We start from the raw sequence: 25,202 nt of genomic DNA, 5'->3' as shown, positions 1-25,202 counted from the left end.
ATCGACGTTCAGGCTCGATCCGGCTTTCTTGCCCTCCTCATTCTTATAAGCTCATCACTCCGGACGTGCTGAATACCTGCCGTGTTCGGGCAAGGACAACGACCTGCCCCGGCACTCGATGTGCTCCCGCGAAGGCCCATGATCCGAACCAAGTCCGGGTGACGGCGCACCTGCGGTAATCGTTTGAATTCCAGCCTGAATGTCGATCCGTCCGACTTCAGCCCAGCGACAGGAACGCCGTCACCGTCAGCCGCCCGCGTGTCGGGTCGTCGCTCAGCACTGCGTCGGGTGCGATCGCCCCGCTGTGCAGCAACGCGCTACGATACAGCACCGCACGATTGTACCGTGCGTCGACCTGCGCGATCCGCTCAAACAGCGGCGTCGACTCCGTCACATAGCTCGCCGGCGGCGCTCCGCCCTGCTGCAACTCCGCATTGAGCGTCGCAAGGTACCGCTCGGACCGCATTGCGTCGATCGTCTCGTACCCGGTCGCGCGATGCCGGAAGAACGCGGTGCCGTCGCCACCGGCCGGGTCCAGATACTGGACGAGCGCAATGCGGTTCAGGTCCACGGCGTCCATATGTGGCAGTCGCTGCTGCACGCTCAGCGTCTCCGGCGGGTGCGTGACGATCGAGAAGCTGGCGTCGATCAGCGCCACGTCGCCCGCCAGTCCGAACACACCTCTCAGCGCCGTCGTCAGGGCGGGCCGGACGCGGTCGAAATAATCGACCGGCAGCGTGGCGCGGATGCCAGGATAGTGGTTCCGGCTCGGCTCGAACGCGGCGCGCGCGGCCGCAAGACGCAGCGCATCCGGATCGGGGTGGAAGCCGTCGATGATCGCGATCGGCTGTGCCTCCTGTCCGATCCGCCGTGCGGCGATGTCGGGCCGGATCACGCCATCAGCTCCGCCAGCACCGTGTCGTGCAGCGGCAGCGTCGGTGCCGCGCGCGTGATGACGTCGGCGATCTGCTGCACCTGCGCGCGATTGGTGGCGCTGTCGATCGCGTCCGCCAGCGGGTTGTACCCCGTTGCCGTGATCCCCTGCCCGTTCAGCACCGCCAGCCAGCTTGCGTCGCGAAATAGCTCCTCGGGGTCGAGCATCAGCCGGCCGGAGCGGCGATACTGCTCCTCTCGCGCCAGCAGCGTGTCGGGCAGCGTCATCGTCCGGCAGTGTCGCCACAGCGGTTCGTCACGTCCGCTTGTCGCGTGATAGTGGAGGATCAGGAAGTCCCTGATCCCGTCCATGTCTCGTCCCAGCAACTGGTTGTACCGATCGGCGAGCGCGGGGTCGCAATTACGGTCGGGGAACAGCGTCAGCAATTTGGTAATGCCGCTCTGGATCAGGTGGATGCTGGTCGATTCCAACGGCTCCAGAAACCCCGATGACAGCCCGACCGCTACGACATTGCCCCGCCACGCGCGCCGCCGCATACCCGCGGCGAAGCATAGCATGCGCGGTTCCGCCAATGCTTCGCCGTCGAGGTTCGCAAGCAGGGTCGCCGCCGCTTCGTCGTCCGAGATATATCGTGACGCATAGACATACCCGTTCCCGGTGCGATGCTGGAGCGGGATCCGCCACTGCCATCCCGCCGCACGCGCCGTGGACCGCGTAAAGGGCGTCGTCGCCGCGGTCCGCGCGCACGGGACCGCCACCGCGCGGTTACAGGGCAACCAGTGGGACCAGTCCTCGAACACCTCCCCCATTGCCTTTCCAATTAGCAGCGCACTGAAACCCGAGCAGTCGACGAACAGGTCACCCTCCAGCCGCTCGCCGCGCTCCGTCGTGAGCGCCGTGACGAAGCCCGTCTCCGGGTGCCGCTCGACCGCCTGCATCTTACCCTCGACCCGCTGCACGCCGTGCCGCTCGCTCAGCCGGCGCAGATAGGCCGCATAGAGGCCGGCATCGAAATGATAGGCGTAGCCGAGCGTCGAGAGGATCGATCGCCCATCGCCGGCAGGCTTCGCGAACCGTCCCTGCGCCGCCAGTCTGCCCGCCAGCGATAGATCGGATAGCGGCATGTCCAGCCCCTCCGCTTGTGCCTTCAGCCAGCGATGGTGGAAGGCGACCCCCGGCAGCGACGCGCCGAACTGGCCGAACGGGTGGAAGTAGCGGCTGCCCGGCGCCGCCCAGTCGACGAACTCGATACCCAGCTTGAACGTCGCCTTGGTCGCGCGGAGGAACTCCGCCTCGTCCAGACCGATCAGGTCGTTGAACCAGTGGATCGTCGGGATCGTCGCCTCGCCGACCCCAACGGTGCCGATCTCCTCCGACTCCAGCAGCGTGATCGATACGGAGCGGCCGAAGCTGCGCGACAGCGCCGCCGCCGTCATCCAGCCGGCAGTCCCACCCCCCAGGATTACGACGCGCCGTATTCGTGCCTGCGGGTCCATATCGCTTGGTAGGCCGATCCGGCAGCAAATGCACCCGGATTGGCGCGCGTTTTCCGGCTGCCGAGACCGGCTTGGGCTGCTAGCCTCGCGCAATGGATGCGCACGACATTGCGGCCCCGGCCCGCCGTACCCCGCTCAATCCCGCATCCTGGTCGGAGGCGGAGCGGATCGCGGCGCTAGAAAGTTATGCGATCCTCGACACCCCGCGCGAGCCCGATTTTGACGACCTGGTCCGGCTGGCGGCGGAAACCTTCGGAGCGCCAATCGCGGTCGTGAACCTAGTGTCGACCGATCGCCAGTGGTTTAAGGCCGAGTTGGGGATCGGCGGGCGCGAACTGCCGCTCGACGTGTCGATCTGTGCGCACGCCATCCTCCAGAACGACGTCATGGTCGTGCCCGATACGCGTGCGGACGAACGCTTCGCGGCCAATCCGCTGGTCACTGCGGAGGGTGGTTTGCGGTTTTATGCGGGGGCGTTGCTGCGTAGTGCGAGTGGTTTGCCGATTGGTACCGTTTGCGTGCTCGACCGGGTGCCGCGGCCGGATGGGATTACGGCGCATCAGCGGCTGGTGCTGGAGGTGTTGGCGCGTCAGGTCATGACGCAGCTGGAGCTTCGCCGCGCGTTGAGGGAGCAGGAACAGCGCGGCGAGGAACTCACCCGGACGGTCGCGCGGCAGCAGCAGGCGGAAACCGCGCTGCGGGCGATCGAGGAGCGGTACCGGCTGGTCGCGCGCGCCACCAACGATGCCGTCTGGGATTGGGATTTCGCGACCAATCACGTGATCTGGAATGCTGCGCTGGCGGCCCATTACGGTTACGAGCCGGACGAGGTGGAGGCGACCGGCGAGTGGTGGATCGCGCACATCCACCCCGATGACCGCGAACGGATCGACGGCAGCATCCACGCCGCTATCGACGGCGGCGCCGAAAGCTGGAGCGGCGAGTATCGGTTCCGCCGCTTCGACGGCAGTTACGCCAGCGTGCTGGATCGCGGCCATGTGATCCGCGACGACGATGGCGTCGCGCAGCGCATGATCGGCGCCATGCTCGACATGACCGAGCGTCAGGAGAACCGCGCCGCGCTCGCGAGGAGCGAGGAACGGCTGCGGATGGCGACGGAGGCCGCCGATGTGGGGTTCTGGGACGTCGACGTGGTCGCCGACGTGCTGATCTGGCCGCCGATCGTGAAGCGGATGTTCGGGATCTTCGCGGACGTGCCGGTGACGATGCAGGATTTTCGCGAGGGCGTTCATCCGGAGGATCGCGACCGAACCTTCGCCGCCTATGCCGCCGCCTGCGATCCCGACCGGCGCACGCTCTACGATGTCGAGTATCGCGCGGTCGGCAAGGATGACGGGGTCGTCCGCTGGATCGCCGCCAAGGGCCGCAGTCAGTTCGACGAGCATGGCCGCTGCATGCGGATCGTCGGCACCGCCGTCGATGTGACGGAGCGCAAGCGGGCGGAGGACGTCCTTCGCACCAGCGAGCGGCGCCTGCGTTTCCTGCGCGACCTCGACGAGACGCTCCAGGCGGCGACCGACGCCCCCACCGCCATGCTGGCCGCGGCGGAACTGCTGGCGCGGCATGTCGACGCCTCGCGCTGCGCCTATGCGGATGTCGACGCCGACAGCGACCGGTTCTTCATCCGCGACGACTATGTCGCGCCCGGCATCGCCAGCTCCGCCGGCACCTACAGCCTGGACCTGTTCGGATCGCGTGCCGCCGCCGACATGCGCAAGGGTCGGACGCTGGTCGTATCCGACGTCCCGGCGGAACTTGCCCCGGCCGATGGGCGCGACATGTTCCTGTCGATCGGCGTCGGCGCGATCATCTGCTGCCCGCTGGTCAAGGACGGACGGCTGGTGGCGATGATGGCGGTGCATCAGGATCGCCCGCGCACGTGGCGGGGCGAGGATGTCGCCCTGGTCGAGACCGTGGTCGAACGCTGTTGGGCGCACGTCCAGCGCGTCGGCGCGGAGGCGCGGCTGCGCGAGAGCGAGGAACGCTACCGCACCCTGTTCGAGGCGGTGGATGTCGGCTTCTGCGTGGTGGAGATGAGGTTCGAGGGCGACCGCGCCGTCGACTACCGCTTCGACGAGGTGAACCCCGCGTTCGAACGGCAGACGGGCCTGATCGGGGCCGTCGGTCGCTGGATGCGCGACCTCGTACCAGAGCATGAGCAACACTGGTTCGACGTTTACGGCCGGGTCGCGCAGACGGGCGAGCCTGTGCGGTTCGAAAACGGCTCCCGGGCGATGGGCCGCTGGTTCGACGTGCACGCCTTCCGTCCGAGCGACGCGGATCCGAACCGTGTCGCGATCCTGTTCAACGACATCAGCGCGCGCAAGCAGGCCGAGGACCGGCTGCTCGACCTGAACGAGACGCTGGAACGGCAGGTGCTGGAGCGGACTACGCAGATCCGCCAATATCACGATATTGTTGAATCGACGGGCTCGCCGATCTGCGCGTTCGATGCCAATCTGCGCCTGATCGCCTTCAACAAGGCGCACAATGACGAGTTTCGCCGCGTCAACGGCTTCGACACGAAGATCGGCGACGTCTTTCCCGACCTGTTCATACCCGAACAGCGGGAGGTCATGCGCGGACTGATGCGGCGCGCGCTGAACGGCGAGACGTTCACGATCGTCGAAACGTTCGGCCGTCCCGAACTGGGTCAGCCCGCCTGGGAGATCACCTACACGCCGCTGCGCGACGACAGCGGCCGGATCATCGGCGCATTCCATCTGGCGAACGACATCTCCGATCGTCTGCGCGCCGAAGCCGATCTCGCGGCGACGCAGGAAGCTCTGCGCCAGAGCCAGAAGATGGAGGCGATGGGCAGTCTGACCGGTGGTGTCGCGCATGATTTCAACAACCTGCTGACGCCGATCGTCGGCAGCCTCGACATGCTCCAGCGCAAGGGACTGGGCGGCGAGCGGGAGCAGCGCCTGATCGCCGGTGCGATCCAGTCGGCCGATCGCGCCAGGACGCTGGTCCAGCGGTTGCTGGCGTTCGCGCGCCGGCAACCGCTCCAGCCGCGCGCCGTCGACCTGAAGGCGCTGGTGGGCGGGATGGCCGATCTGGTCGCCAGCACGTCGGGTCCGCAGATCAAGCTGGACGTCGAGGTCGCGAACGACCTGCCCGCGGCCGTCGCCGACCAGAACCAGCTGGAGATGGCCATCCTGAACCTCAGCGTGAACGCCCGCGATGCGATGCCGGAGGGTGGCAGGCTCAGCATCACGGCGCGCCCCGCCACGTCGGACGAGGCGCAACGGGCAGGGCTCCGGTCGGGCCATTACGTGCGGCTGGCGGTGGCGGATACGGGCACCGGTATGGACCCGGATACGCTGCGGCGCGCGGTAGAGCCGTTCTTTTCGACCAAGGGTATCGGGAAGGGAACCGGGCTTGGGCTGTCGATGGTCCACGGCCTTGCGGCGCAGCTCGGCGGTGCACTGACGATCGACAGCCGGCCGGGGCTTGGAACCGCCGTCGTCCTGTGGCTGCCGAGTACCGATGCCAGCCCGGATGGCATCGAGCGTGCGGACGAGGTGGCCACCACGCCGCGCGCGGGATCGGTACTGGTCGTGGACGACGAGGAACTGGTGCGCTCCAGCACCGCCGACATGCTCGCCGATCTGGGCTATGCGGTAATCGAGGCGAACTCTGCTGAGGATGCGCTCAGCCGGCTGGATGCCGGGTTGCGGCCCGACCTGCTCGTCACCGATCATCTGATGCCGGGCAAGACCGGCACCGAGCTTGCGCGCGACGTGCTACGCCGGCTGCCGGCCACGCGTGTCCTGATCGTATCCGGTTATGCCGATGTCGAAGGGATCGCGCCCGACCTGCCGCGGCTGGTGAAGCCGTTCCGTCAGGCGGACCTGATCGCGATACTGGCGGAAGCCGCCAGCCACTGACACGGTGTTGTCGTTCCGAACCAGCGCCTTATACTCGGACAAAATGGAGTGACGGCGATGCGGATTTTAGGTGCGGTCGGACTGTCGTTGACTGCTGTCGTATCGCTTCCGGCCGCAGCTCAGTTGCCGAACACGATCCTCTACGGGGTCGCCTATTACGACGAATACACGCCGGTCGACCGGGTCGACGAGGATGCGCGAATGATGAGGGCGGCGGGCATCACGGTCGTCCGCATCGCGGAGTCGACATGGGGAACGCTGGAGCGGCAGCCGGGAGTTTTCGACTTCAGCCATGTCGATCGGATGCTGGCGGCGATGCATCGTCAGGGCATCAAGGTCATCGTCGGTACGCCCACCTATGCGGTGCCGACGTGGTTGGCGCGCACCCATCCGAACGTGCTGGTCGTCACGCCGCAGGGTCGCGCGGAGTATGGCCGGCGGCAGAACATGGACATCACCGATCCAGACTACCGCGCCGCGTCGGAACGCGTGATCGTCGCACTGATCGATCACGTGAAGGATCATCCCGCCGTCATCGGCTATCAGCTCGATAACGAGACCAAGGCTTACAACACCAGCGGCCCGAACGTGCAGACCGCCTTCGTCGCATCGATGAAGACGAAGTGGCCGAGCCTCGATGCGATGAACAAGGCATACGGCCTCGACTACTGGAGCAACCGCATCAACAGGTGGGAGGACTTCCCCTCCGTCAACGGATCGATCAACGCCAGCCTGTCGAACGCCTTCGCAACGTTCCAGCGCAGCCTCGTCACCGACTTCCTGACGTGGCAGGCGAAGCTCGTGCGCGCGCATGCGAAACCAGGTCAGTTCCTGACGCAGAACTTCGATCTCGGCTGGCGCGGTCATTCGTTCGGCATCCAGCCGGAGGTCGATCACTGGAAATCGGCGAGGCCGCTCGATATCGCGGGCATCGACATCTATCATCCCAGTCAGGACAAGCTGACGGGGGCGGAAATCGCGTTCGGCGGCGACGTGACCCGATCCATGCGCAACGGCCAGAATTACTTGGTGCTGGAGACGGAGGCGCAGGGTTTTGCGCACTGGACTCCCTATCCCGGCCAGTTGCGCTTGCAGGCGTTCAGCCACCTGGCGTCGGGCGCGCAGATGGTCGAATACTGGCACTGGGCAACGACCGCGAACGCGATCGAAACCTATTGGCGCGGGCTGCTGTCGCAGGATTACAAGCCGAACGCCGTCTATGCGGAGGCATCGACGGTGGGGGCCGACCTGAAACGCATCGGGCCGAAACTCGCGGGCATGTCCAAGCGCAACCGCGTCGCGATCTACGTCAGCAATATCGCGCTCAGCGCCTTCGACTCGTTCAAGCCGGACGGTGGCGTCGACTATAATCAGGTGCTGCGGCCGTTTTACGACGCGTTGTACCGGATGAACGTCGAGGTCGACATTCTGTCGCCGGACTCCACCGCGAAGCTGGACGACTACAAGCTGATCGTGGTGCCCGCCCTTTACGCGGCCAGCGATGCCGAGATCGGCCGGCTGAACGACTTCGCCAAGCGCGGCGGCCACCTGCTCTATACGTTCAAGAGCGGCTTTTCCGACGAGAACACCAAAGTGCGCTACGCGACGCAGCCCGGCGCGATCGCGGAGGCGGCGGGCGTGACGTATCAGCAGTTCACGATCCCGGAGGGCGTCACGCTCGACGGCGATCCGTTCGGCGTCGGCGAGACGGACAACACGGCACGCTGGTGGATGGAGATGCTGACCCCCACCACCGCCAAGGTCGTCGCGCGCTACAAGCATCCGTCGTGGCCCGCGTCCGCGGCGATGACGCGCAACGACTGGGGCAAGGGCGAGGTCAGCTATATCGGCTTCATGCCCAGCGATGCGCTGGTCGAAAGGATCGTCGCGGCGGAGGTCGAGCGGGCGGGCGTGCAGCCGACCCTGCCTGGCGTTCGTTTCCCGTTGATCGTGAAGGGTGGCACGCTGAAGAACGGGCACCGCGTCCATTACGTCTTCAACTATTCGGCGAGCCCGCAACACCTGTCGTTCACTCGCGGCGGCACGGAATTGCTGAAGACGCGTAAGGTCGCGGCTGGCGCACCGCTTTCCTTGATCCCTTGGGATGTCGCGATCGTCGAGGAGGACGGGCGCTAGCGCGAGCCATATTTTTGCGAGCATCTTATCGGCCAACAACCGCGCGCTACATCACCGGCTCCACGTCGAAGGAGCGAAGCGCATGAAAACGAGCGGCAATACCATCCTCATCACCGGCGGCGGATCGGGAATCGGTGAGGCGCTGGCTCACCGTTTCCATGATGCGGGCAACACCGTCATCGTCGCCGGCCGTCGTCTCGATGCGCTGCAAAAGGCGTGCGCCGATCGCGAGAACATGCACGCGATCACGCTGGACGTGGAAAGCGCGGAGGGTGTCGCCGACTTCGCCAAGCGCCTGCTCGCCGACCATCCCACGCTCAACGTTCTCATCAACAATGCCGGCATCATGCGGTTCGAGACGTTGGACCGGTCGCGCGACCTTGCGGATGCGGAGGCGACGATCACGACCAACCTGCTCGGTCCGATCCGGCTGATCGATGCGCTGATCGATCACCTGACGCAGCAGCAGGATGCCGCGATCGTCAACGTCACGTCCGGCCTGGCGTTCGTGCCGATGGTCGCCACCCCGACCTACAATGCCACGAAGGCGGCGATCCATTCCTACACCGTCGCGATGCGCCACGTGCTGAAGGACAAGGTCGAGGTCATTGAACTCGCGCCGCCGGCGGTGCAGACCGGCCTGACGCCGGGTCAGGAAAACCGCCCCGGCTATCAGCCGCTGGACGAGTTCGCGGACGAGGTCATCACGCTGTTCCGGCAACAGCCGACCCCGCCCGAAATCCTGGTCGAGCGCGTCGGCTTCCTGCGCCGTGCCGAAGCGGAAGGGCGGTTCGACGAGACGTTGGTGCAGCTGAACGAGTTCGCCGCCAAGGCGCGCGGCGAATAGGGGGCCGGAGGATCGTTCACGCTCCAGTTAGCTTGCCCCGCTAAAGCACAAGCGTGGGCTGGGGCGTAACATCGATCATCGTCGCGGCGGCGGTGCTGGTAGCGGGCGGCGCGGCGGCGCAATCCGTTGTCATCCCGCCGCTGCCGCCGCCGCCGACCGTCCTGCAAACCGCCGATGCGGCGCGGATGCAGGACGCCGGTGCGATCGCGGCAAGGCTAGCGGTCACGCCGGAAGAAGCCGCCCGGCAGCTGCGCCTGCAAGAGGCGAGCATCCCCGCGACGGAGGACATCGCCCGCCGCTATGCCGACCGCCTCGCCGGGATCGCCATCGATCATCGGCCGACGTTCCGCATCGTCGTGCTGCTCACCGGCGACACGCCCTTGGCCGAGGAAACGCTGAACCTCGCCGGCGACACCGCGGTCGTCAGCTTCGTCACTGGAGCAAAGGCCAGCCAGACCGAGCTGGTGCAGGCGATCACCGCGCATCAGGCGGCGATCCGCGCCAGCCTGATCGGGCCGCCGGGGCTCGGCGTCGATCAACGCACGGGCGAACTCGTCGCGGTGGTTTCCGGCCGCGATGTCGAGCGCGAGGGCGTCGAGCTGCTGCGTGATCGGCTCGCGACGTTGGCGGGAGTCCCGGTGCGGCTGCGCGTGGTCGATCAGCCGGCGCTGGACCTGCAGGACGTGTCGGGCGGCATGCGGCTGATGGGCAGCGTGCCGGGAGACACCCGCCGCTATGTCTGCACATCCGGCTTCGTCGTCACCGACGGCACGCGCGACGCGATCGCCACCGCCGCGCATTGTGCGGACTCGGTCAGCGTCCGCACCGCCGACGGAGGCGAGGAGATGCTGGAGTTCGCCGGACAATGGGGTTGGGGCAACCAGGATGTGCAGATCAACCTCAGCCCCCGCCCCCTCCAGCCCGTGTTCTTCGCGGACACCGCGAAGATGCTGACCCGCCCGGTCACGGGCGCGCGCGGGCGAGCAGCGACGCGGGCGGGCGACATCGTCTGCCATCGCGGCGAGCGGACCGGTTATAGCTGCTCGCTGGTGGAGCTGACCGACTTCGCACCCGCCGGCGACCTGTGCGGCGGTGCGTGCCTGCCGACGTGGACGACGGTGGCGGGGCCGACCTGCAAGGGCGGCGACAGCGGCAGCCCGGTGTTTCTCGGCACCACCGCCTATGGCATCCTGAAGGGCGGCAGCTATCGCACGGACGGCAGCTGCGCGTTCTACTTCTATATGTCGACGGATTATCTGCCGACCGGCTGGCGATTGCTGACCGCGCCTTAGAGCGCCCTTGCTTTGTGGACGCTGCTCAGACAAATAGCGATGGTATACGGTATTCAGGGGATGCGGAATGAGGATGTTTCGGTCGGTCAGCCTTTGGGCGATGATCGCGGTCGTCCCCGCCCTGCTCGGTCCGGCGGTGCACGTCACGGCACAGGATAAGCCCGCGAAGCCCAGCTACCCGCCGATCGCGACGACGCCGTACCGCGTCGGTACCTTCGCGCTGGCGCTGCGCAGCGACACGCAGACGCTGGCCAGCCTTCGCCCCGATGCCGCGCCCGGCTTCGATTTCGTCCCGTCCGCGCGGGAGGCAGAGCGGGCCGGCGACGGCTATGTCCATATCGGCGACCTCCATCTGCGACTGCGCAGCGGCGGCGGCGAATGGCGTGACTTCGCGTCGGCCAAGGCACGCCGCCCGATTACCGCACTTCCGGCTGCGGCCGGGATGATCGCAGGGGCGGACATCACCGCGACAATGGGCGACGGCCTGCCGCTGACGATCGAACGCCGCTGGATGAACGACAACGGCGTGCCGACGTTGCGTTTTACCATTATCAACAGCAGCGCCGCTCCGGTCGAGATCGGCGCACTCGGCATGCCGATGGTGTTCGACAACATCATCACCGATCGCTCGCTGGACGAGGCGCATGCTCAGGCGAGCTTCGTCGACCCGTATATCGGCCGCGACGCGGGATATCTTCAGGTCACTCGGCTGAACGGCGCCGGCCCCGCCCTGCTCGTCCTGCCCGATGCGGCGAGTCCGCTGGAGGCGTGGCGGCCGATCCTGCAGGACAAGTGGGCGAAGGAGGCGGCGTTCACCGACCGGAGCGATCGCGGCCAGACCTCCGAGGGGTTCTACGACTGGACGGTCGCCAGCAAGGGCTTCGCCGAGCGCGAATGGGCGAAGGCCGCGGAGCAGTGGAATACGCCGACCAGCTTCACGCTGGCCCCCGGCGAGCGGCGGACGGTCGGCGTCCGCCTCGTCCCATCTCCCAGCATCCGGGCGATCGAGACGACGCTGGCGGCGCAGCAGCGGCCGGTCGCCATCGGAATTCCCGGCTATGTCGTGCCCACCGATCTGGAGGCGTCGCTGTTCGTGAAGGCGCCGAAAGCCATCACCAGCCTGACCGTGGAGCCGGCCGACGCGCTGACCGTGACCCGCGCGGGGGAGGTCAATGGCTGGCAGAAGCTGGCGGTGCGCGGCACCGGCTGGGGCCGGGCGCGGCTTTCGATCGGCTATGCGGACGGCAGCGTCCAGACGGTCAGCTACTTCGTAACGAAGCCGCTGGACCAGACGATGGCAGACATCGGCCGCTTCTCGACGACGAAGCAGTGGTTCGAGGGCAAAGGTGATCCGTTCGGCCGCTCGCCTGCGATCCTGACCTATGACCGCGAGGCGAACGCCATCGTGACGCAGGAACCGCGCGTCTGGATCGCGGGGATGAGCGACGAGGGCGGCGGCGGCAGCTGGGTCGCGGCGATGATGAAGCAGCTCGATCACCCCGACGCGGTGGAGATCGCCCGGCTGGAGCGGCTGGTGAACGAAACCGTCGTCGGCGGCCTTCAGGTCGCGACCGGTCCGACCGCGGGCGCGGTGAAGAAGAGCCTGTTCTATTACGACCCGAAGCTGCACCCCGGCTTCTACAATGCGGCGGCCAATTGGAAGACGTGGACCTCCTGGTCGAAGAAGGACGCCGGCGATCTGGGGCGCGCCTACAACTACCCGCACGTCGCGATCGGGCACTGGGTGCTGTACCGCACCGCGCGCAATCATCCCGGGCTGGTCAAGACGCAAAGATGGCGCTGGTACCTCGACAAGGCGTACCAGACCACCGTCGCGATGATGCGCGACGCGCCCTATTACGCCGAGTTCGGGCTGATGGAGGGCGACGTGTTCGTCGACATCCTGAAGGACCTGAAGCGCGAGGGACTGACCGCGGAGGCGACCAACATGGAAGCGCTGATGCGCAAGCGCGCCGACCATTGGCAGACGCTGAAATATCCGTTCGGCAGCGAGATGGCGTGGGATTCGACCGGTCAGGCGGAGGTGTATGCGTGGATGCGGTATTTCGGCCACCAGCCGCAGGCGGATGTCACGCGCGAGGTGATCCTGGGATACGACCCGACGGTGCCGAACTGGGGCTATAACGGCAATGCGCGCCGATATTGGGATTTCCTGTACGGTGGCAAGGTCGCGCGGATCGAGCGGCAGGTCCACCATTACGGATCGACGCTGAACGCCGTGCCGCTGTTCGACGCCTATCGTCAGAACCCGGCGGACACGCACCTTCTGCGCGTCGCATATGGCGGCCTGCTCGGCGGAATCACCAATGTCGACGGCGAAGGGTTCTCGTCCGCCGCATTCCACTCCGCGCCCGACATGATGACATGGGACGCCTATTCCGGCGATTACGGCATGGGCTTCTACGGCCACGCGCTGACCGCCGCGACCTATGTCGTGAAGGACGCGCAGTTCGGCTGGCTGGCGTACGGCGGCAACCTGCGCGAGAATGCCGGGTCCGTCACCGTCGTCCCCAAAGACGGTGCACGCAGCCGGCTGTTCGTCGCGCCGGCGGGGGCATGGATCACGTTGGAGGCGGGCAAGATCGCGCAGGCCCGGTACACGCCGGCGACGGGGCGCATCACGCTGACGCTTGATCCCGCGACGCCCACGACCCCGGCCGCGCGACTGTTCGTGGAGGCAGGTGCCGCCGGTGGCCGTGTCTATGCACCGGTCGGCAAGGCGGTGGTACGCGGCGGCTATTCGATCCCGCTGGCCACGCGCTCCACCACGGTCGAGCTTACCCCGTCATAATCCGGGCGAAGACCACCCGACCGGTCGCTCATACGGCGGCCGGTCGCTCGCGCTTGTCGCCGGACAGGCCGGCGCTGAAATGCCCCTTGGTCATCGGCGTCACGCGGATCGACGCGAACACGCCGTTGACGGTGTAGGGCTCCTCCGCGAGGAACGCCTCGGCCTCGGGACGGCCGTTCAGGTCGATCAGGAACAGGCTGCCGATCTGGTCGTAGCAGGCGTCGTCCCAAAGGGGCCCAGAGAAGAAGATGCGCTCGGCATACAGCTTCAAATAGGCACGGTGGGCGAGGCGATGCTCGTCGCGCAACGGGCGCGATTCGGGTACATCGGTACAGTAAATCGCCCAGATCATTGCGTCGGCCGTTCCGTTCTTTGCCAAGGTGTTGACGGTACAGGACCGGACCGGCCGGCATCAAACGAAACTCCTTCGCGCCCACCGCCAAACATCTTACCGCGTGCATGACGTTCCTCATCGATCCGTCCCGGCTTACCCTGATATCGTGCAAGTCCGTGAAACGTCGGACCGCGATGGGGATGAGGATGACGGGCGAAGTGTCGAGTGCCGCGACGAAACTCGGGTCAAGGACCAGCGCACGATGAAGGTGGGCTATATCGGCCTGGGGACGATGGGTCGTTCGCTCGCCGCGCATCTTCCGAAGGTGTGCGACCTTCACGTCTATGATCGCAGCACAGCGGCGATGGATACGCTCGTCGCGGCGGGAGCCCATGCCGCCAGCTCGCTTGCCGACCTTGCAAGCGACAGCGCCTGCATCTTCCTCTGCCTGCCTCGCAGCGCCGACGTCGAAGACGTGCTGTTGGCGCCCGGCGGGCTTGCGGAGTCCCTGGCCGCGGGGACGGTCGTCGTCGACCAGACCAGCGGGATCCCCAGCGAAACCCGCCGCTTCGCCGCGGTGCTCGCCGATCGAGGGATTGCGCTGATCGACGCGCCGGTGGCGGGCGGCGTCCCCGCCGCGATTGCCGGCAGCATCACGATCATGGCGTCGGGCGCGCCGGAAGCCTACCGCAAGGCCCTGCCGCTGATGCACGCGATCTCGCCCAAGGTGCATCGCTGCAGCGACCGGGTCGGCGACGCCCAGGCGCTGAAGTCGATCAACAATATCATCAACGCCGCCTATCGGATGAGCACGCTGGAGATCGTAGCGGTCGGGCGGGCGCTCGGCTTGTCGATCGCAGCGATGACGACGGCACTCGACAGCGGAGGCGGGCGCAACTTCATCACGGGGAAACTCCTGCCTGCGGTAGTGGCGGGGAAATCCTCCACGGATTTCGCCTTGGCGTTGATGGTCAAGGACCTCGATCAGGCGATCGCGCTCGGGGTCGAGGCGGGTGCCGCGATGCCGGCGTCGGGCACCGCGCGCGAGATGATCCGGCTGGCATTCAACCTGCTGGGACCCGAAGCGCGGCTGGATGACGTGGTGCCGTTCATGGAGCGCGCGACCGGACAGGATTTTGCGGCAAAAGGCGCGGCCCCGTCCGCAGCCAAGGCTGGCGCGGCGATCACCCTGATCGAAACGGCACTGGCGGCCAGCAACCTCTTCATCGTTCTGGAGAATGCCGTGGCGGCGGAACGGATGGGTCTGGACCTCACGGCGATCGAGCCAATCCTTGCCAGCGGCTCCGCCTACAGCGCGGCGGCCGCGGCCGCATTCGCCGCCGTTCGCGGGGAGGCGGCCGCCGGGCCGCCGCTGGCCGCCACGGTCGACGCGCTGACGCGGCTGACCGCACTCGGCGCGCGGCACGGCGTCACGCTGATGATGACGAACACGATCCGCACCGGATATCTTCAGGCCGCCCAGCGTGGCGGCGCGGGCATTGCCGCTCTGGTGCCGAGCCACAGGACGTTCGCACAATGACCGACTACCCATATCCGCGCGTCGGGCTGCTGATCGACGGCGAATGGATCTACGACCGTCCGGGCGGCGAGGATATCGTCAATCCCAGCGACGAAAGCGTCATCGGTCGCACCACCCACGCGACCGAAGCCGATCTGGACCGCGCGCTTGCCGCCGCCGAACGGGGCTTTGCCGTGTGGCGCAAGGTGTCGCCGCCCGATCGGTCGGCGCTGCTCCACCGCGTCGCCGATCTGGTGCGCGAGCGGATCGAGCTGTTCGCCGCCACGATCACGCGCGAACAGGGCAAGCCGCTCGCCGATGCGCGCGCCGAGGTGATCCGTTCGGCGAGCTTCCTCGACTGGGATGCGGAGCAATTGCTGCGCCGCTACGGCCGGATCGTGCCGTCCGCGCATCCGATGCAGCAACTCGTCGTGCGCGAACCGGTCGGACCCGTCGCCGCGTTCACGCCGTGGAACGTGCCGCTGAGCGCGCCGTCGCGCAAGATATCCGGATCGCTCGCCGCGGGGTGTTCGGTCATCATCAAGCCGGCGGGGGAAACGCCCGCCACGACCTGCCTGTTCGCGCAATGCTTCATGGATGCGGGCCTGCCGCCCGGCGTGATCAATATCGTCCACGGCGTTGCCGGCGATATCTCGACCAAGCTGGTGCTGTCGCCGGTGATCCGCATGGTGACGCTGACCGGATCGGTCGGGGTCGGCAAGCAGCTTTCCCGCCTCGCCGCGGAGGGGGTGAAGCCCGCGCTGATGGAATTGGGCGGTCATGCGCCGGTGCTGATCGACGGAGACGTCGATCCCGCCAACGTCGCGGCACAGGCGGTCGTCGCCAAGTTCCGGATGGCGGGGCAGATCTGCGCATCGCCGACCCGCTTCCTGATCCATCGCGGTGTCTACGATGCGTTCGTCACCGCCTTCGCCGCGGGCGCGGACGCGCTGACCGTCGGCGACGGTTTCGAAGAGGGAATCGGCATGGGGCCGCTGGTCAATGGCCGGCGCGTGATCGAGATGGAGCGGCTGGTCGCGGACGCCGTCGCGCGCGGCGCACGGATCGCAGCCGGTGGGCGTCGGGTCGGCAATCGCGGCCATTTCTACGCGCCGACCGTCCTCGCCGACGTACCGCTCGATGCCGAGGCGATGTGGACCGAGCCGTTCGGTCCGCTCGCGCTCTGCACGCCGGTCGACGATATGGATCAGGCGCTGCGCATCGCCAACGACGCGCATGTCGGGCTCGCCGCCTATGTCTTCACCAACGCGATCGACAAGGTCGATCACCTGTGGAGCGAGCTGCACTGCGGCGTCGTCGCGACCAACAGCTTCGCCGTGTCCGGTGCGGAGGCGGAGTTCGGCGGCGTCAAGGAGAGCGGCGTCGGTCGTGAAGGCGGCGAACAGGGCCTCGACGCCTATCAGGTGACCAAGACGGTGTTGAAGCAGATGGTCCGCGCCTGAGTCGCGAGCGCCCTTGGAGGACGGAACCACGCCGCACGACACCGATACGAACGCCGCCGACCCGGCGCTCGCACCGTTCCGCCAGCCGGTGTTTCGGGCGGTGTGGATCGCCAGCCTGGTGTCCAACTTCGGCGGGCTGATCCAGTCGGTCGGGGCGGCGTGGATGATGACGACAGTCGGCGGCACCCCGCAACAGGTGGCGCTGGTGCAGGGTGCGACGACGCTGCCGATCCTGCTGCTGGCATTGTGGGCGGGCGCCGCGGCGGACAATCTCGACAAGCGCAAGGTGATGCTGTGGGCGCAGCTGGCGATGCTGGCGCTGTCGGCCGCGCTGGCGGTGCTGGCGTGGATCGGCTGGCTGTCGCCCGCGATCCTGTTGTTCTTCACCTTCGCCATCGCCTGCGGCACCGCGATCAACGGCCCCGCGTGGCAGGCGTCGGTCAGCGACATGGTGCCGCGCGCCGCCCTGCCGCAGGCGGTGGCGCTGAACGGCATGGGCTTCAACATCGCGCGCAGCGTCGGCCCGGCGGTGGGCGGCGCGATCATCGCGCTGGCCGGCGCGGCGGCGGCGTTCCTGGTCAACGCCTTGTCCTATGTCGGCCTGATCGTCGTGCTGGCGCGGTGGCGTCCGGTGCGCCCACCACGATTGTTGCCGCGCGAGCAACTGGGCGGGGCGATGACCGCCGGCCTGCGCTATGCCGTGATGTCGCCGCACCTGCGCGTCGTGCTGGGCCGGGCGGCGATCTTCGGCATCGGCGCCAGCGCGGTGCCGGCGTTGCTGCCGCTGGTCGCACGCGACCTGATCGGCGGCGGGCCGCTGACCTATGGCCTGTTGTTCGGCGGGTTCGGCCTGGGCGCGGTGGTCGGTGCGCTGGTGCTGCAACCGCTGCGCCGGCGCTGGTCGACGGAGGGCGTGACGACGCTCGCCTCGCTGGTGCTGGCGGCGGGCGCGATCGGCGCGGGTCTGGGTGGATCGTTGCTGCTGGCGCTGCCGGCGATGACGCTGGCGGGGGCCGGCTGGGTGTTCGCGCTCGCCACGCTCAACGTCAGCGTCCAGCTCGCTACGCCGCGCTGGGTGGTCGCCCGCGCGCTCGCGCTGTTCCAGATGGCGGCGTATGGCGGGATGGCGCTGGGCAGCTGGCTGTTCGGGATCGCCGCGCAGGATCATGGCCCGGCGATCGCGCTGATGCTGGCCGGCGGCGTGCTGATCGTCAGCGCGCTGAGCGGCCGGCTCTATCCGCTGTCGGATACCGACGACGTCTCGCTCGACCCGCTCGACGACTGGAAGGAGCCGGATACGGCGGTTCCGGTCGACATGCGCAGCGGCCCGATCACGATCGCGGTCGAACACCGCGTCGCGCCGGAGGACATCGTCGCTTTCCTGGCGCTGATGAGCGAACGCCGCCGCATCCGCATGCGCGATGGCGCGCGGCATTGGCTGCTGTCGCGCGATCTCGCCGATCCCACCCTGTGGGTCGAGCGGTTCGATTTCGCGACGTGGCTCGACTATGTCCGCCACAACCAGCGCCGGACCATCGCCGATGCGGAAAACCAGGACGCGCTGCGCCGGCTGCGGATCGGGGGATTGCCGTCGGTCGTCCACCGCCTGATCGAACGCTCGGTCGGCGTCGTGCCCACCAGTCTCGACGAACCGACGACGCGCGAACCGATGACCGATCCGACGCGCGCAGCCTGATGGTGAGCGGTCTTCATGATGGTATCAACGACCAGCCGGCTCGCGATCGGCCGTGCGATGGTTCAAGCAGCGATCCGATGACGACGACCGGCGCACCCGTCCTGACATTCGCCTGCACCGCCTGTGGCCGCTGCTGCCAAGGCCTGCGCCTGCCGTTGTCGATCCGGGAGGCGCGGGACTGGAGCGAGGCGGGCGGCGTGGTCGAGCTGTTCTGCGAAGCCGCGCCCGATCTCGGCCCGCCCGACGATCCGGCGGCGTTGCACCGCTGGGCGAGCGGGTTTGCCGGCGTCAGCGGCACTCTGCCGATCCGCGTCCGCCTGATGCTCGTCGCCGCGTTCGACGGGCCTTGCCCGCGGCTTCTCCCGGACATGCGGTGCGGCGCCTATGCCGAACGCCCGAGCGCCTGCCGCATCTATCCCGCCGAGATGCGGCCGGATCGCATCGTCGATCCCGCGGCGAAACTGTGTCCGCCGGAGGCGTGGTCTCCCGACGCGCCGCCGTTGATCGATGCGGCCGGCCGGATCGTGGACGAGGAGGTCGGCGGCGCCATCGCCGCGCTCACCGATGCACAACAAACGGATGCCGCTGCCAAGGCGTCGCTGGCGCAGGCACTGGGCCTGCACGCGGTCGCGCTCGCCAACGAAGGAAGCGTGGTCGTGCTGCCCGACGGCGTCCGCCTGCGGGCGGCGATCGATGCGGTGGTGGGTGCGCCCGCCGCGGCACCGGCGGGCTGGCGCTTCGTCACCGATTCCGCCGACACCGCCGCATTGATCGCCGACGCCGGCGGCGAGAGCGGGCCGGCGGCCGGTCTGACCGAGGCGACCTACCGGGCCTATGTCTCCGCCTGAGCCCGGGCGATCGGACGACGCGGCACCGCATCCTGGCGGATCATCGCCGCCGCCTTGACCCCGATCATGATCGTCGGCGCATTGGTGTTGCCCGACGTCAGGAACGGCATGATCGACGCATCGGCCACGCGCAGCCGCTCGACGCCGTGCACGCGCAGCCGCGCATCGACCACCGCCAGCGGGTCGTCGCCCATCCTGGCGGTGCCGCCCTGGTGGTGCGCGGAATTGCCGGTTTCCTCCATGAAGCGGTGGATCTGGTCGTCGCTTGCGATGCCGGGGCCGGGAATTTCCTCGGCGACGACGCGCGATGCCATCGGTGGCGCGGCCATGATCCGGCGGATCGTGCGGATGCCCTCGATCATCGTCTCGACATCATAGGCGCTGGTGAGGAAATTGGGTGTCAGCAGCGGCTTGTCCGCCGCATCGGGCGATGCCAGCGTCACCGTGCCGGTCGCGGTCGGCCGCAATTGGTACACCGAGACGCCCATGCCGGGATATTTATCGACCGCGACCTGCCCGTCCCGATGATAGTTGAAGGTCATCGGGCGGAAGCTGATCTGAAGATCGGCATAGGGCTCCTCCGCCTTCCCCTTCACGAACGCCGCGACCTGTGACGATCCCAGCGCGAGGCAGCCCTTGCGCGTCGCCAGATAGCGCAACCCCTCGCGGAATTTGCGCCAGCCGCTCAGCCGGGCGTTGTACGAACTGTCCGCCGTCGCCCGGAACGCGGTGTGGACGTAGAAGTGATCCTGGAGGTTCCGGCCGACGCCGGGCAGGTCGTGGAGCACGGTCACGCCGTGGCGGCGCAACTGTTCGCCCGGTCCGATGCCGGACAGCATCAGCATCTGCGGCGACTTGATCGAACCGGCGGACAGGATCACTTCGCGCGCGGCATGGATCGTCTCCATCCGTCCGTCGCCGTGCCTGACCTCGACGCCGATCGCCTGCCGTCCGTCGAACAGCACGCGCTGCACCGCGCAGCCGGTCCGGATCGTCAGATTGGGACGGGCGCGCACGGGTTCGACGAAGGCGTTGTAAGCGGAGTGGCGGCGACCGTTGCGGATGCTGTGCTGCATGAAGCCGACGCCGTCGTGCACCTCTCCGTTCATATCCTCGGTCGGCGAAACGCCCAGCGCGCGCGCGGCGGCGATGAAGGCGTGGCTGCTCGCCATGCGCTCGACCGGGTCGCTGACGCTCAGCGGTCCGCCGCCGCCGCGCCAGGCGTCGCCGCCACGTTCGAACCGCTCCATCGCGCGGAAATAGGGGAGGACATCGTCATAGCCCCAGCCCGGATTGCCGCGCGCGCGCCAGCCGTCAAAATCGCCGGGATGACCGCGGATGAAGACCATGCCGTTGATCGCGCTCGATCCGCCGAGCATCTTGCCGCGCGGCCAGTACATCTGACGATCATGCAGCCGCGGCATCGGCTCGGTCCGGAAATTCCAGTTGCGCACGCGGTCGAAGTACAATTTCGCCATGCCGGCGGGGGTATGTACCCAGAAGCGATCCGCATGTGGACCGGCTTCGAGCAGCAGGACGCTGATGTCCGGATCGTCGGACAGGCCGCGCGCCAGCGGGCAACCGGCCGAACCGGCGCCAACGACGATGTAATCGTGGATCTGCATATCGCAGCTCCTCTCTCATGCCGGCCATCGCACCCCTTGCGCGAGGCCGGTCGTATCGAAGATGCCGCTGTAACATCAGGACTTTGCAAGACCTGCCACATCGGGCGGAAAGAGCTTTCCCGTCAAACGGTAAGATGACGGGTGTTTTTCGCTAGCTCGTACGAAGTCGGTGCGGGATGATGCGCAGATACCACCGCTGCATGAACGTCGATGCCGCGGATCCTCATCCGATCCGCGGCGAACAGGGCGAACGGCGGCGGCGAGGAGAGGATTCGGCCGATCATGACCACCGCAACGGACGCCACCAGCCTGTCGAACGGGGCGACCGCGATGATCGCGGCGGACACCCCGACGGAACCGATCCCCGCCAATACGACCAAGCGGTCGCTGGCGGCGGCGTCGATCGGCAATCTGTGCGAGATCTACGACTTCGCGATCTTCGGCTTTTCGGTGCCGGTATTGTCGCAGCACTTCTTTCCCAACGCCGATCCGGTCACCGCCCTGCTCAGCACGTTCGGCGCGTACGGCGTGGCGTTCCTCGCGCGGCCGTTCGGCGGGCTGCTGTTCGGGATGATGGCGGATCGGGTCGGACGGATCGCGGTGCTCAGCGTCTCGATCTGGCTGATGGCGCTCGGCACCATGGTGATCGGCCTGCTGCCGGTCTATGCGTCGATCGGTGTCGCCGCGCCGATCCTGCTGGTGCTGTGCCGCTGCGCGCAGGGGCTGGCGATGGGCGGCGAGACGACGGGCAACAGCGCGTTCGTTCTCGAATCGGCCCCGCCCGGCAGTCGCGGCCGCTGGATCGGCTGGACCTGGTTCTTCGGCTATACCGCCAACGCCGCCGCCGCGTTGCTCATCACGATCCTGCAACTGAGCGGCGGCGCGGAAGCCTATGCCGACTGGATCTGGCGCGTGCCGTTCCTGATGGGCGGCATGATCGGTTTGGTCGGGTTCTGGCTGCGCCGGACGCTGGACGATCCGCAGGAATTCAAGGACGCCCAACAGCTCAAGGAAACGGCCCCGGAAGCGGAGCAGGTCAACTCGCTGCAATCGCTCGGCCGCACCGGCAAGCGTTCGATCTTCAACGTCATCATGGTGCAGGCCCCGCTCGCGGTCGGCGCCAACATGATGATCGCCTTCCTCTATCCCTTCCTGATCCGCGAGGGCGGACTGTCCGCACCGTCGGCACTGTTCTCCAACGCGGCGGCGATCATGGTGCTGGCCGCGATGATGCCGATATCGGGCGCATTGGGCGATCGCTTCGGCCGCAAGCCGATCCTGTTCGCGGGCGGCCTGCTGATGGCGCTGGTCGCCTTCCCCGCGTTGATGCTGGCAGCGTCGGGGAACGTCTATGCCGCGTTTGTGGGTCAGGTGATGCTGGCGCTGGGCGTCGGACTGTATGGTGGCACGGCGTTCACGACGATGCCGGAGCTGTTCCCCACCGCCTTCCGCGCGACCGGTCACGCCATCGCCTATCAGGTCGGGACGGTGCTGTTCGGCGGCACCGCGCCACTGGTCGCCGCCTGGCTGTCGCACCGGTTCGACCCAGTGGCACCGGCGGGCTATCTGGTCTTCATCGGCATCGTCGGTGCGATCGTCGCCCGCACGATCCCCGAGAGCAGCCAGACCGATCTGCGGACGTCCGTCATCCACTGACACCGATCACCGCGACGCCTGATGCGAGCCGCCCGGCGTCATCGCCGGGCGGCTTTTTCTTTGTCTGCATCGCTCGCGGATGATGACACGTAGGGTGAGCCCATGCTGCCGCCATCGACGGCGTATGGGTAAGCGGGCGCATGGCAGACGTGCCCCACCCTCGCTCTCAGCCCGCTGCCGCTCGCGATGATCCGCTGGCGCGGCGTGCCGAGGAGCGCCGCGCGGGCATAGGCAACCGGAGGCGTTCTACGCCGTCCGGGACTCGCTGCGCGGGGATAGGCAACCTGAAGCACTCCACGTCTTTCGGGACTTCACTCGCCCCTCCCTCTTACGCCGCTAAGCCCCACGCAAAAAGCCCGGCGATCCTGAAGGAACGCCGGGCCTGGAAGGCTGCCGGGCGGAGAGAGCCCCGGTTAGTAGCGCGCGGTAAGCCGCAAACCGTAGGTGCGCGGGCGGTTCACCTGCTGCCCGGTGCCATAGGGCGCGGTGGTGTAGCGGATGTTGTACGTCACCTGATCGGTCAGATTGTCGATGTAGAACCCGATCGCGTACCGTTCGTCGGCGGGACCGATCGAGCCACTCATACGCGCGGTGGTGAAGGCGGGCTGCGTGTCGGCACGCAACGGACCACCGCCACCGGGGAAGAAGGTGAACGAGCTGGAGTGGTTGACCAGACCCGTCAGGTTGCCGATCCAGCCGCCGCCGATATCACCCGACAGCGTCGCACCGATGAATGCGGTGAAGGTCGGCGCGTGCGGAAGCGCGAAGCCGGTCAGGTTCTCGGTTCCCGGTGTCGTGCCGATGATCCGTCCGGCAGCATCACGCCGCACGACCTGCACCCCGGCATTGTCGAAGTTGACGTAACGCGACTTCATCAGCGTGGCACCACCCAGGAACTGGAGCCATTCCACCGGCTTCCAGCCCGCATCCGCGTCGATACCGTTGATCTTCGCATCCGGGTTTTGGAACAGCGCGACGCTGGGTCCGCCCTGGTCGATCGCCTGCGTCTGCAACTGCTTATAGTCGTAATGGTAGGCGGCGATGTTGAAGCGGAACTGGCGATCCGACGATTCGAACTTCGCGCCGACCTCATAGCCGTCCAGCGTCTCCGGCAGGAACGCCTGGAGCGGCACCGCCGGCGTGCTGAATCCGCCCGCCTTGTTGCCACGATTGTACGATGCGTAGAGGTTCACCGGGCCGGTGTCGTAGGCGACGACCAGGCGCGGCGAGAAACTCTTGAAGGTCACGCGCTGGTTCGGTTCGCCGGTGCGGCGACCGGTCCGGCGATCCCAGGTGTAGCGCCCGCCCGCGGTGATCGTCAGCCGATCGATCGGCTTGACGTTGACCTCGCCGAACGGGGAAAAGCTGGTCGTGTCGATATAGGCGAGATTGGCCGGCGAGAACGGCGGCAGCAGGTTCGGCACGACATGCAGCGCATAGGTCGATTTGTCGTTAAGGTAATCGATCCCCGCCAGCGCCTCGATCATCCCGCCGAAGCTGGAGGTCGCGGTGATGTTCTGATTGAAGGTGCGGTTGGTCGAGGGGATGACGAAATTCAATCCGCCGGGACCGGGCGTGCCGTTGACGTTGGTCAGATCGGCATCGACGAAATCGTCGGTACGGTTCTTCTCATAGGCGGTGACCGTGCTGATCGTCACCTTGCCCGCGTCATATTTCAGCCGCAGGTTGTAGAGGTCGTTCTTCGCCACCGTGCCGACGCCGCCGTTCAGCAGGTTGATCGTCGTCGTGAACGGATCGGCGAGCGGATAGGTGAAGCCGGTCAGCGAGCACAGGCTGCACAGGTTGTTTGGCAGGATCTGCGAATTAGCCGGCAGAGAATTCTTGCGGCTGTCGTGCTGGATCATCGCGATCGCGGTGAAGTCGGCGGTCGGCTTCCACAGCAGCTTGCCGCGGACCGAGGAATTGTCCGCCCAGCCGAACATGTAGTTATCGGGGAGGTTGCGGATGTAGCCGCCGTCCGTGCGATAGCGGCCCGAGACGCGCAGCGCGAGCGTATCGCTGAGCGGCACGTTCAGCACGCCCTCGATCAGCCGGTGACCCTGGTTGCCGATCTCGCCCGTCACCCGCGCGCTCTTCTCGAACTCCGGATCGGCGGTGTTGATCAGGATCGCGCCACCGGTCGAGTTGCGACCCCAGAGCGTTCCCTGCGGTCCCTTCAGCACCTGCAACGAGGCAAGGTCCATCACGTCGAGGTTGCCGCCCTTGCCGCGCTCGACATAGCCGCCGTCGACATAGACCGAGATCGGGTTTTCGACACCGGGGCTGGAGAAGGCCGCGCCGACGCCGCGGATGTAGGTCATGGCGTAACCAATGCCGGTGGTGATCGACAGGCCCGGCGTGACGATCTGCACCGTCTGCACGTCGCGGATGTTGAGCTGATTGGCGATTTCCGGCGAGATCGAGGTTACCGCGATCGGCACCTCGCGGAGGCGTTCCGAACGGCGCTGCGCCGTCACGACGATATCTTCCAGCTGGGTCGAGGGGTTCGTGTCCGCAACCTGGCTCCCGGCGGCCGAGGCAGGTGTCGTGCTATCCTGTGCCGTCGCGGCTGCAACAGCCGCTGGGACGTCCTGACCTGCGGCGGCTCCCGATGCCATCAGCGCGGCGGCACCGACGGACGCGTATAATGCTTTCACTGCAATCCCCTC

Annotated in this window: 15 protein-coding genes; 10 read left to right on the top strand and 5 right to left on the bottom strand. The window is 67.2% G+C overall.

What is annotated here, in order from left to right; all coding sequences use genetic code 11:
• Positions 1-217: 217 nt before the first annotated feature.
• Both ILT43_RS18340 and ILT43_RS18335 read right to left on the bottom strand, forming a co-directional pair.
• On the bottom strand, positions 218-895 hold the full coding sequence (locus tag ILT43_RS18340; RefSeq protein ID WP_204200441.1) for a DUF6445 family protein: 678 nt from the start codon (positions 893-895) through the stop codon (positions 218-220).
• Positions 892-2,391, bottom strand: coding sequence for a tryptophan halogenase family protein (locus tag ILT43_RS18335; protein WP_204200440.1), 1,500 nt, complete (start codon positions 2,389-2,391; stop codon positions 892-894). Before ILT43_RS18335 ends, ILT43_RS18340 begins: the two co-directional genes overlap by 4 nt.
• 92 nt (positions 2,392-2,483) lie before the next feature.
• Here ILT43_RS18335 and ILT43_RS18330 point away from each other — a divergent pair, with 92 nt between their 5' ends.
• The 5 genes from ILT43_RS18330 (at position 2,484) to ILT43_RS18310 (ending at position 13,392) form a co-directional block, all read left to right on the top strand.
• On the top strand, positions 2,484-6,305 hold the full coding sequence (locus ILT43_RS18330; protein ID WP_204200439.1) for a PAS domain S-box protein: 3,822 nt from the start codon (positions 2,484-2,486) through the stop codon (positions 6,303-6,305).
• 57 nt (positions 6,306-6,362) lie between these two features.
• The gene (locus ILT43_RS18325) at positions 6,363-8,441 is read left to right on the top strand and encodes a beta-galactosidase (RefSeq protein ID WP_204200438.1); all 2,079 of its coding nucleotides are present in this window, start codon (positions 6,363-6,365) and stop codon (positions 8,439-8,441) included.
• 82 nt (positions 8,442-8,523) lie between these two features.
• Positions 8,524-9,288, top strand: a complete 765-nt coding sequence (locus tag ILT43_RS18320; RefSeq protein WP_204200437.1) for an SDR family oxidoreductase — start codon at positions 8,524-8,526, stop codon at positions 9,286-9,288.
• Between the two features lie 53 nt (positions 9,289-9,341).
• Positions 9,342-10,580: a chymotrypsin family serine protease gene (locus tag ILT43_RS18315; RefSeq protein WP_204200436.1), complete on the top strand. Its 1,239-nt coding sequence runs from the start codon at positions 9,342-9,344 to the stop codon at positions 10,578-10,580.
• A 67-nt stretch (positions 10,581-10,647) separates the two neighbouring features.
• Entirely contained in the window at positions 10,648-13,392 is a 2,745-nt protein-coding gene (locus ILT43_RS18310) for a DUF5695 domain-containing protein (RefSeq protein ID WP_204200435.1), read from the top strand.
• Positions 13,393-13,420: 28 nt separating this feature from the next.
• On the opposite strand, the gene ILT43_RS18305 is transcribed toward ILT43_RS18310, so the two are convergent.
• Positions 13,421-13,744 (bottom strand): YciI family protein, encoded by a 324-nt coding sequence (locus ILT43_RS18305; protein WP_204200434.1) that lies wholly within the window; start codon positions 13,742-13,744, stop codon positions 13,421-13,423.
• A gap of 244 nt (positions 13,745-13,988) precedes the next feature.
• Between ILT43_RS18305 and ILT43_RS18300 the strand changes: the two genes are divergently transcribed.
• From ILT43_RS18300 to ILT43_RS18285, 4 genes are all read left to right on the top strand, one after another.
• Positions 13,989-15,266 carry an NAD(P)-dependent oxidoreductase gene (locus ILT43_RS18300; protein ID WP_204200433.1) on the top strand — a complete coding sequence of 426 codons (1,278 nt, stop codon included), beginning with the start codon at positions 13,989-13,991 and terminating at the stop codon, positions 15,264-15,266.
• Positions 15,263-16,708 carry an NAD-dependent succinate-semialdehyde dehydrogenase gene (locus ILT43_RS18295; protein ID WP_204200432.1) on the top strand — a complete coding sequence of 482 codons (1,446 nt, stop codon included), beginning with the start codon at positions 15,263-15,265 and terminating at the stop codon, positions 16,706-16,708. Before ILT43_RS18300 ends, ILT43_RS18295 begins: the two co-directional genes overlap by 4 nt.
• Before the next feature lie 13 nt (positions 16,709-16,721).
• Positions 16,722-18,404, top strand: coding sequence for an MFS transporter (locus ILT43_RS18290; protein WP_204200431.1), 1,683 nt, complete (start codon positions 16,722-16,724; stop codon positions 18,402-18,404).
• Between the two features lie 77 nt (positions 18,405-18,481).
• Positions 18,482-19,252, top strand: coding sequence for a YkgJ family cysteine cluster protein (locus ILT43_RS18285; RefSeq protein WP_204200430.1), 771 nt, complete (start codon positions 18,482-18,484; stop codon positions 19,250-19,252).
• Here ILT43_RS18285 and ILT43_RS18280 read toward each other — a convergent pair.
• Positions 19,237-20,877, bottom strand: coding sequence for a GMC family oxidoreductase (locus ILT43_RS18280; protein WP_204200429.1), 1,641 nt, complete (start codon positions 20,875-20,877; stop codon positions 19,237-19,239). The genes ILT43_RS18285 and ILT43_RS18280 overlap by 16 nt on opposite strands.
• 282 nt (positions 20,878-21,159) lie before the next feature.
• Between ILT43_RS18280 and ILT43_RS18275 the strand changes: the two genes are divergently transcribed.
• Positions 21,160-22,533 carry an MFS transporter gene (locus tag ILT43_RS18275; RefSeq protein WP_204200428.1) on the top strand — a complete coding sequence of 458 codons (1,374 nt, stop codon included), beginning with the start codon at positions 21,160-21,162 and terminating at the stop codon, positions 22,531-22,533.
• Positions 22,534-22,946: 413 nt separating this feature from the next.
• Here the strand turns inward: ILT43_RS18275 and ILT43_RS18270 are convergent, their stop codons facing one another.
• Positions 22,947-25,190 carry a TonB-dependent receptor domain-containing protein gene (locus ILT43_RS18270; RefSeq protein ID WP_204200427.1) on the bottom strand — a complete coding sequence of 748 codons (2,244 nt, stop codon included), beginning with the start codon at positions 25,188-25,190 and terminating at the stop codon, positions 22,947-22,949.
• Positions 25,191-25,202 lie beyond the last annotated feature (12 nt).

It is taken from the genome of Sphingomonas longa (genome assembly GCF_016892685.1).
In the GTDB taxonomy this organism is placed as follows: domain Bacteria; phylum Pseudomonadota; class Alphaproteobacteria; order Sphingomonadales; family Sphingomonadaceae; genus Sphingomonas; species Sphingomonas longa.
The sequence above is the reverse complement of the archived record's forward strand: the minus strand, read 5'-3'. Positions and strand labels throughout refer to the sequence as shown.

Excerpts from the sequence above, each read along its gene's own strand:
- ILT43_RS18335 (WP_204200440.1), bottom strand. The coding sequence starts at position 2,391 with ATGGACCCGCAGGCACGAATACGGCGCGTCGTAATCCTGGGGGGTGGG.
- ILT43_RS18330 (WP_204200439.1), top strand. The coding sequence starts at position 2,484 with ATGGATGCGCACGACATTGCGGCCCCGGCCCGCCGTACCCCGCTCAAT.
- ILT43_RS18325 (WP_204200438.1), top strand. The coding sequence starts at position 6,363 with ATGCGGATTTTAGGTGCGGTCGGACTGTCGTTGACTGCTGTCGTATCG.
- ILT43_RS18320 (WP_204200437.1), top strand. The coding sequence starts at position 8,524 with ATGAAAACGAGCGGCAATACCATCCTCATCACCGGCGGCGGATCGGGA.
- ILT43_RS18310 (WP_204200435.1), top strand. The coding sequence starts at position 10,648 with ATGAGGATGTTTCGGTCGGTCAGCCTTTGGGCGATGATCGCGGTCGTC.
- ILT43_RS18305 (WP_204200434.1), bottom strand. The coding sequence starts at position 13,744 with ATGATCTGGGCGATTTACTGTACCGATGTACCCGAATCGCGCCCGTTG.
- ILT43_RS18300 (WP_204200433.1), top strand. The coding sequence starts at position 13,989 with ATGAAGGTGGGCTATATCGGCCTGGGGACGATGGGTCGTTCGCTCGCC.
- ILT43_RS18295 (WP_204200432.1), top strand. The coding sequence starts at position 15,263 with ATGACCGACTACCCATATCCGCGCGTCGGGCTGCTGATCGACGGCGAA.
- ILT43_RS18285 (WP_204200430.1), top strand. The coding sequence starts at position 18,482 with ATGACGACGACCGGCGCACCCGTCCTGACATTCGCCTGCACCGCCTGT.
- ILT43_RS18280 (WP_204200429.1), bottom strand. The coding sequence starts at position 20,877 with ATGCAGATCCACGATTACATCGTCGTTGGCGCCGGTTCGGCCGGTTGC.
- ILT43_RS18275 (WP_204200428.1), top strand. The coding sequence starts at position 21,160 with ATGACCACCGCAACGGACGCCACCAGCCTGTCGAACGGGGCGACCGCG.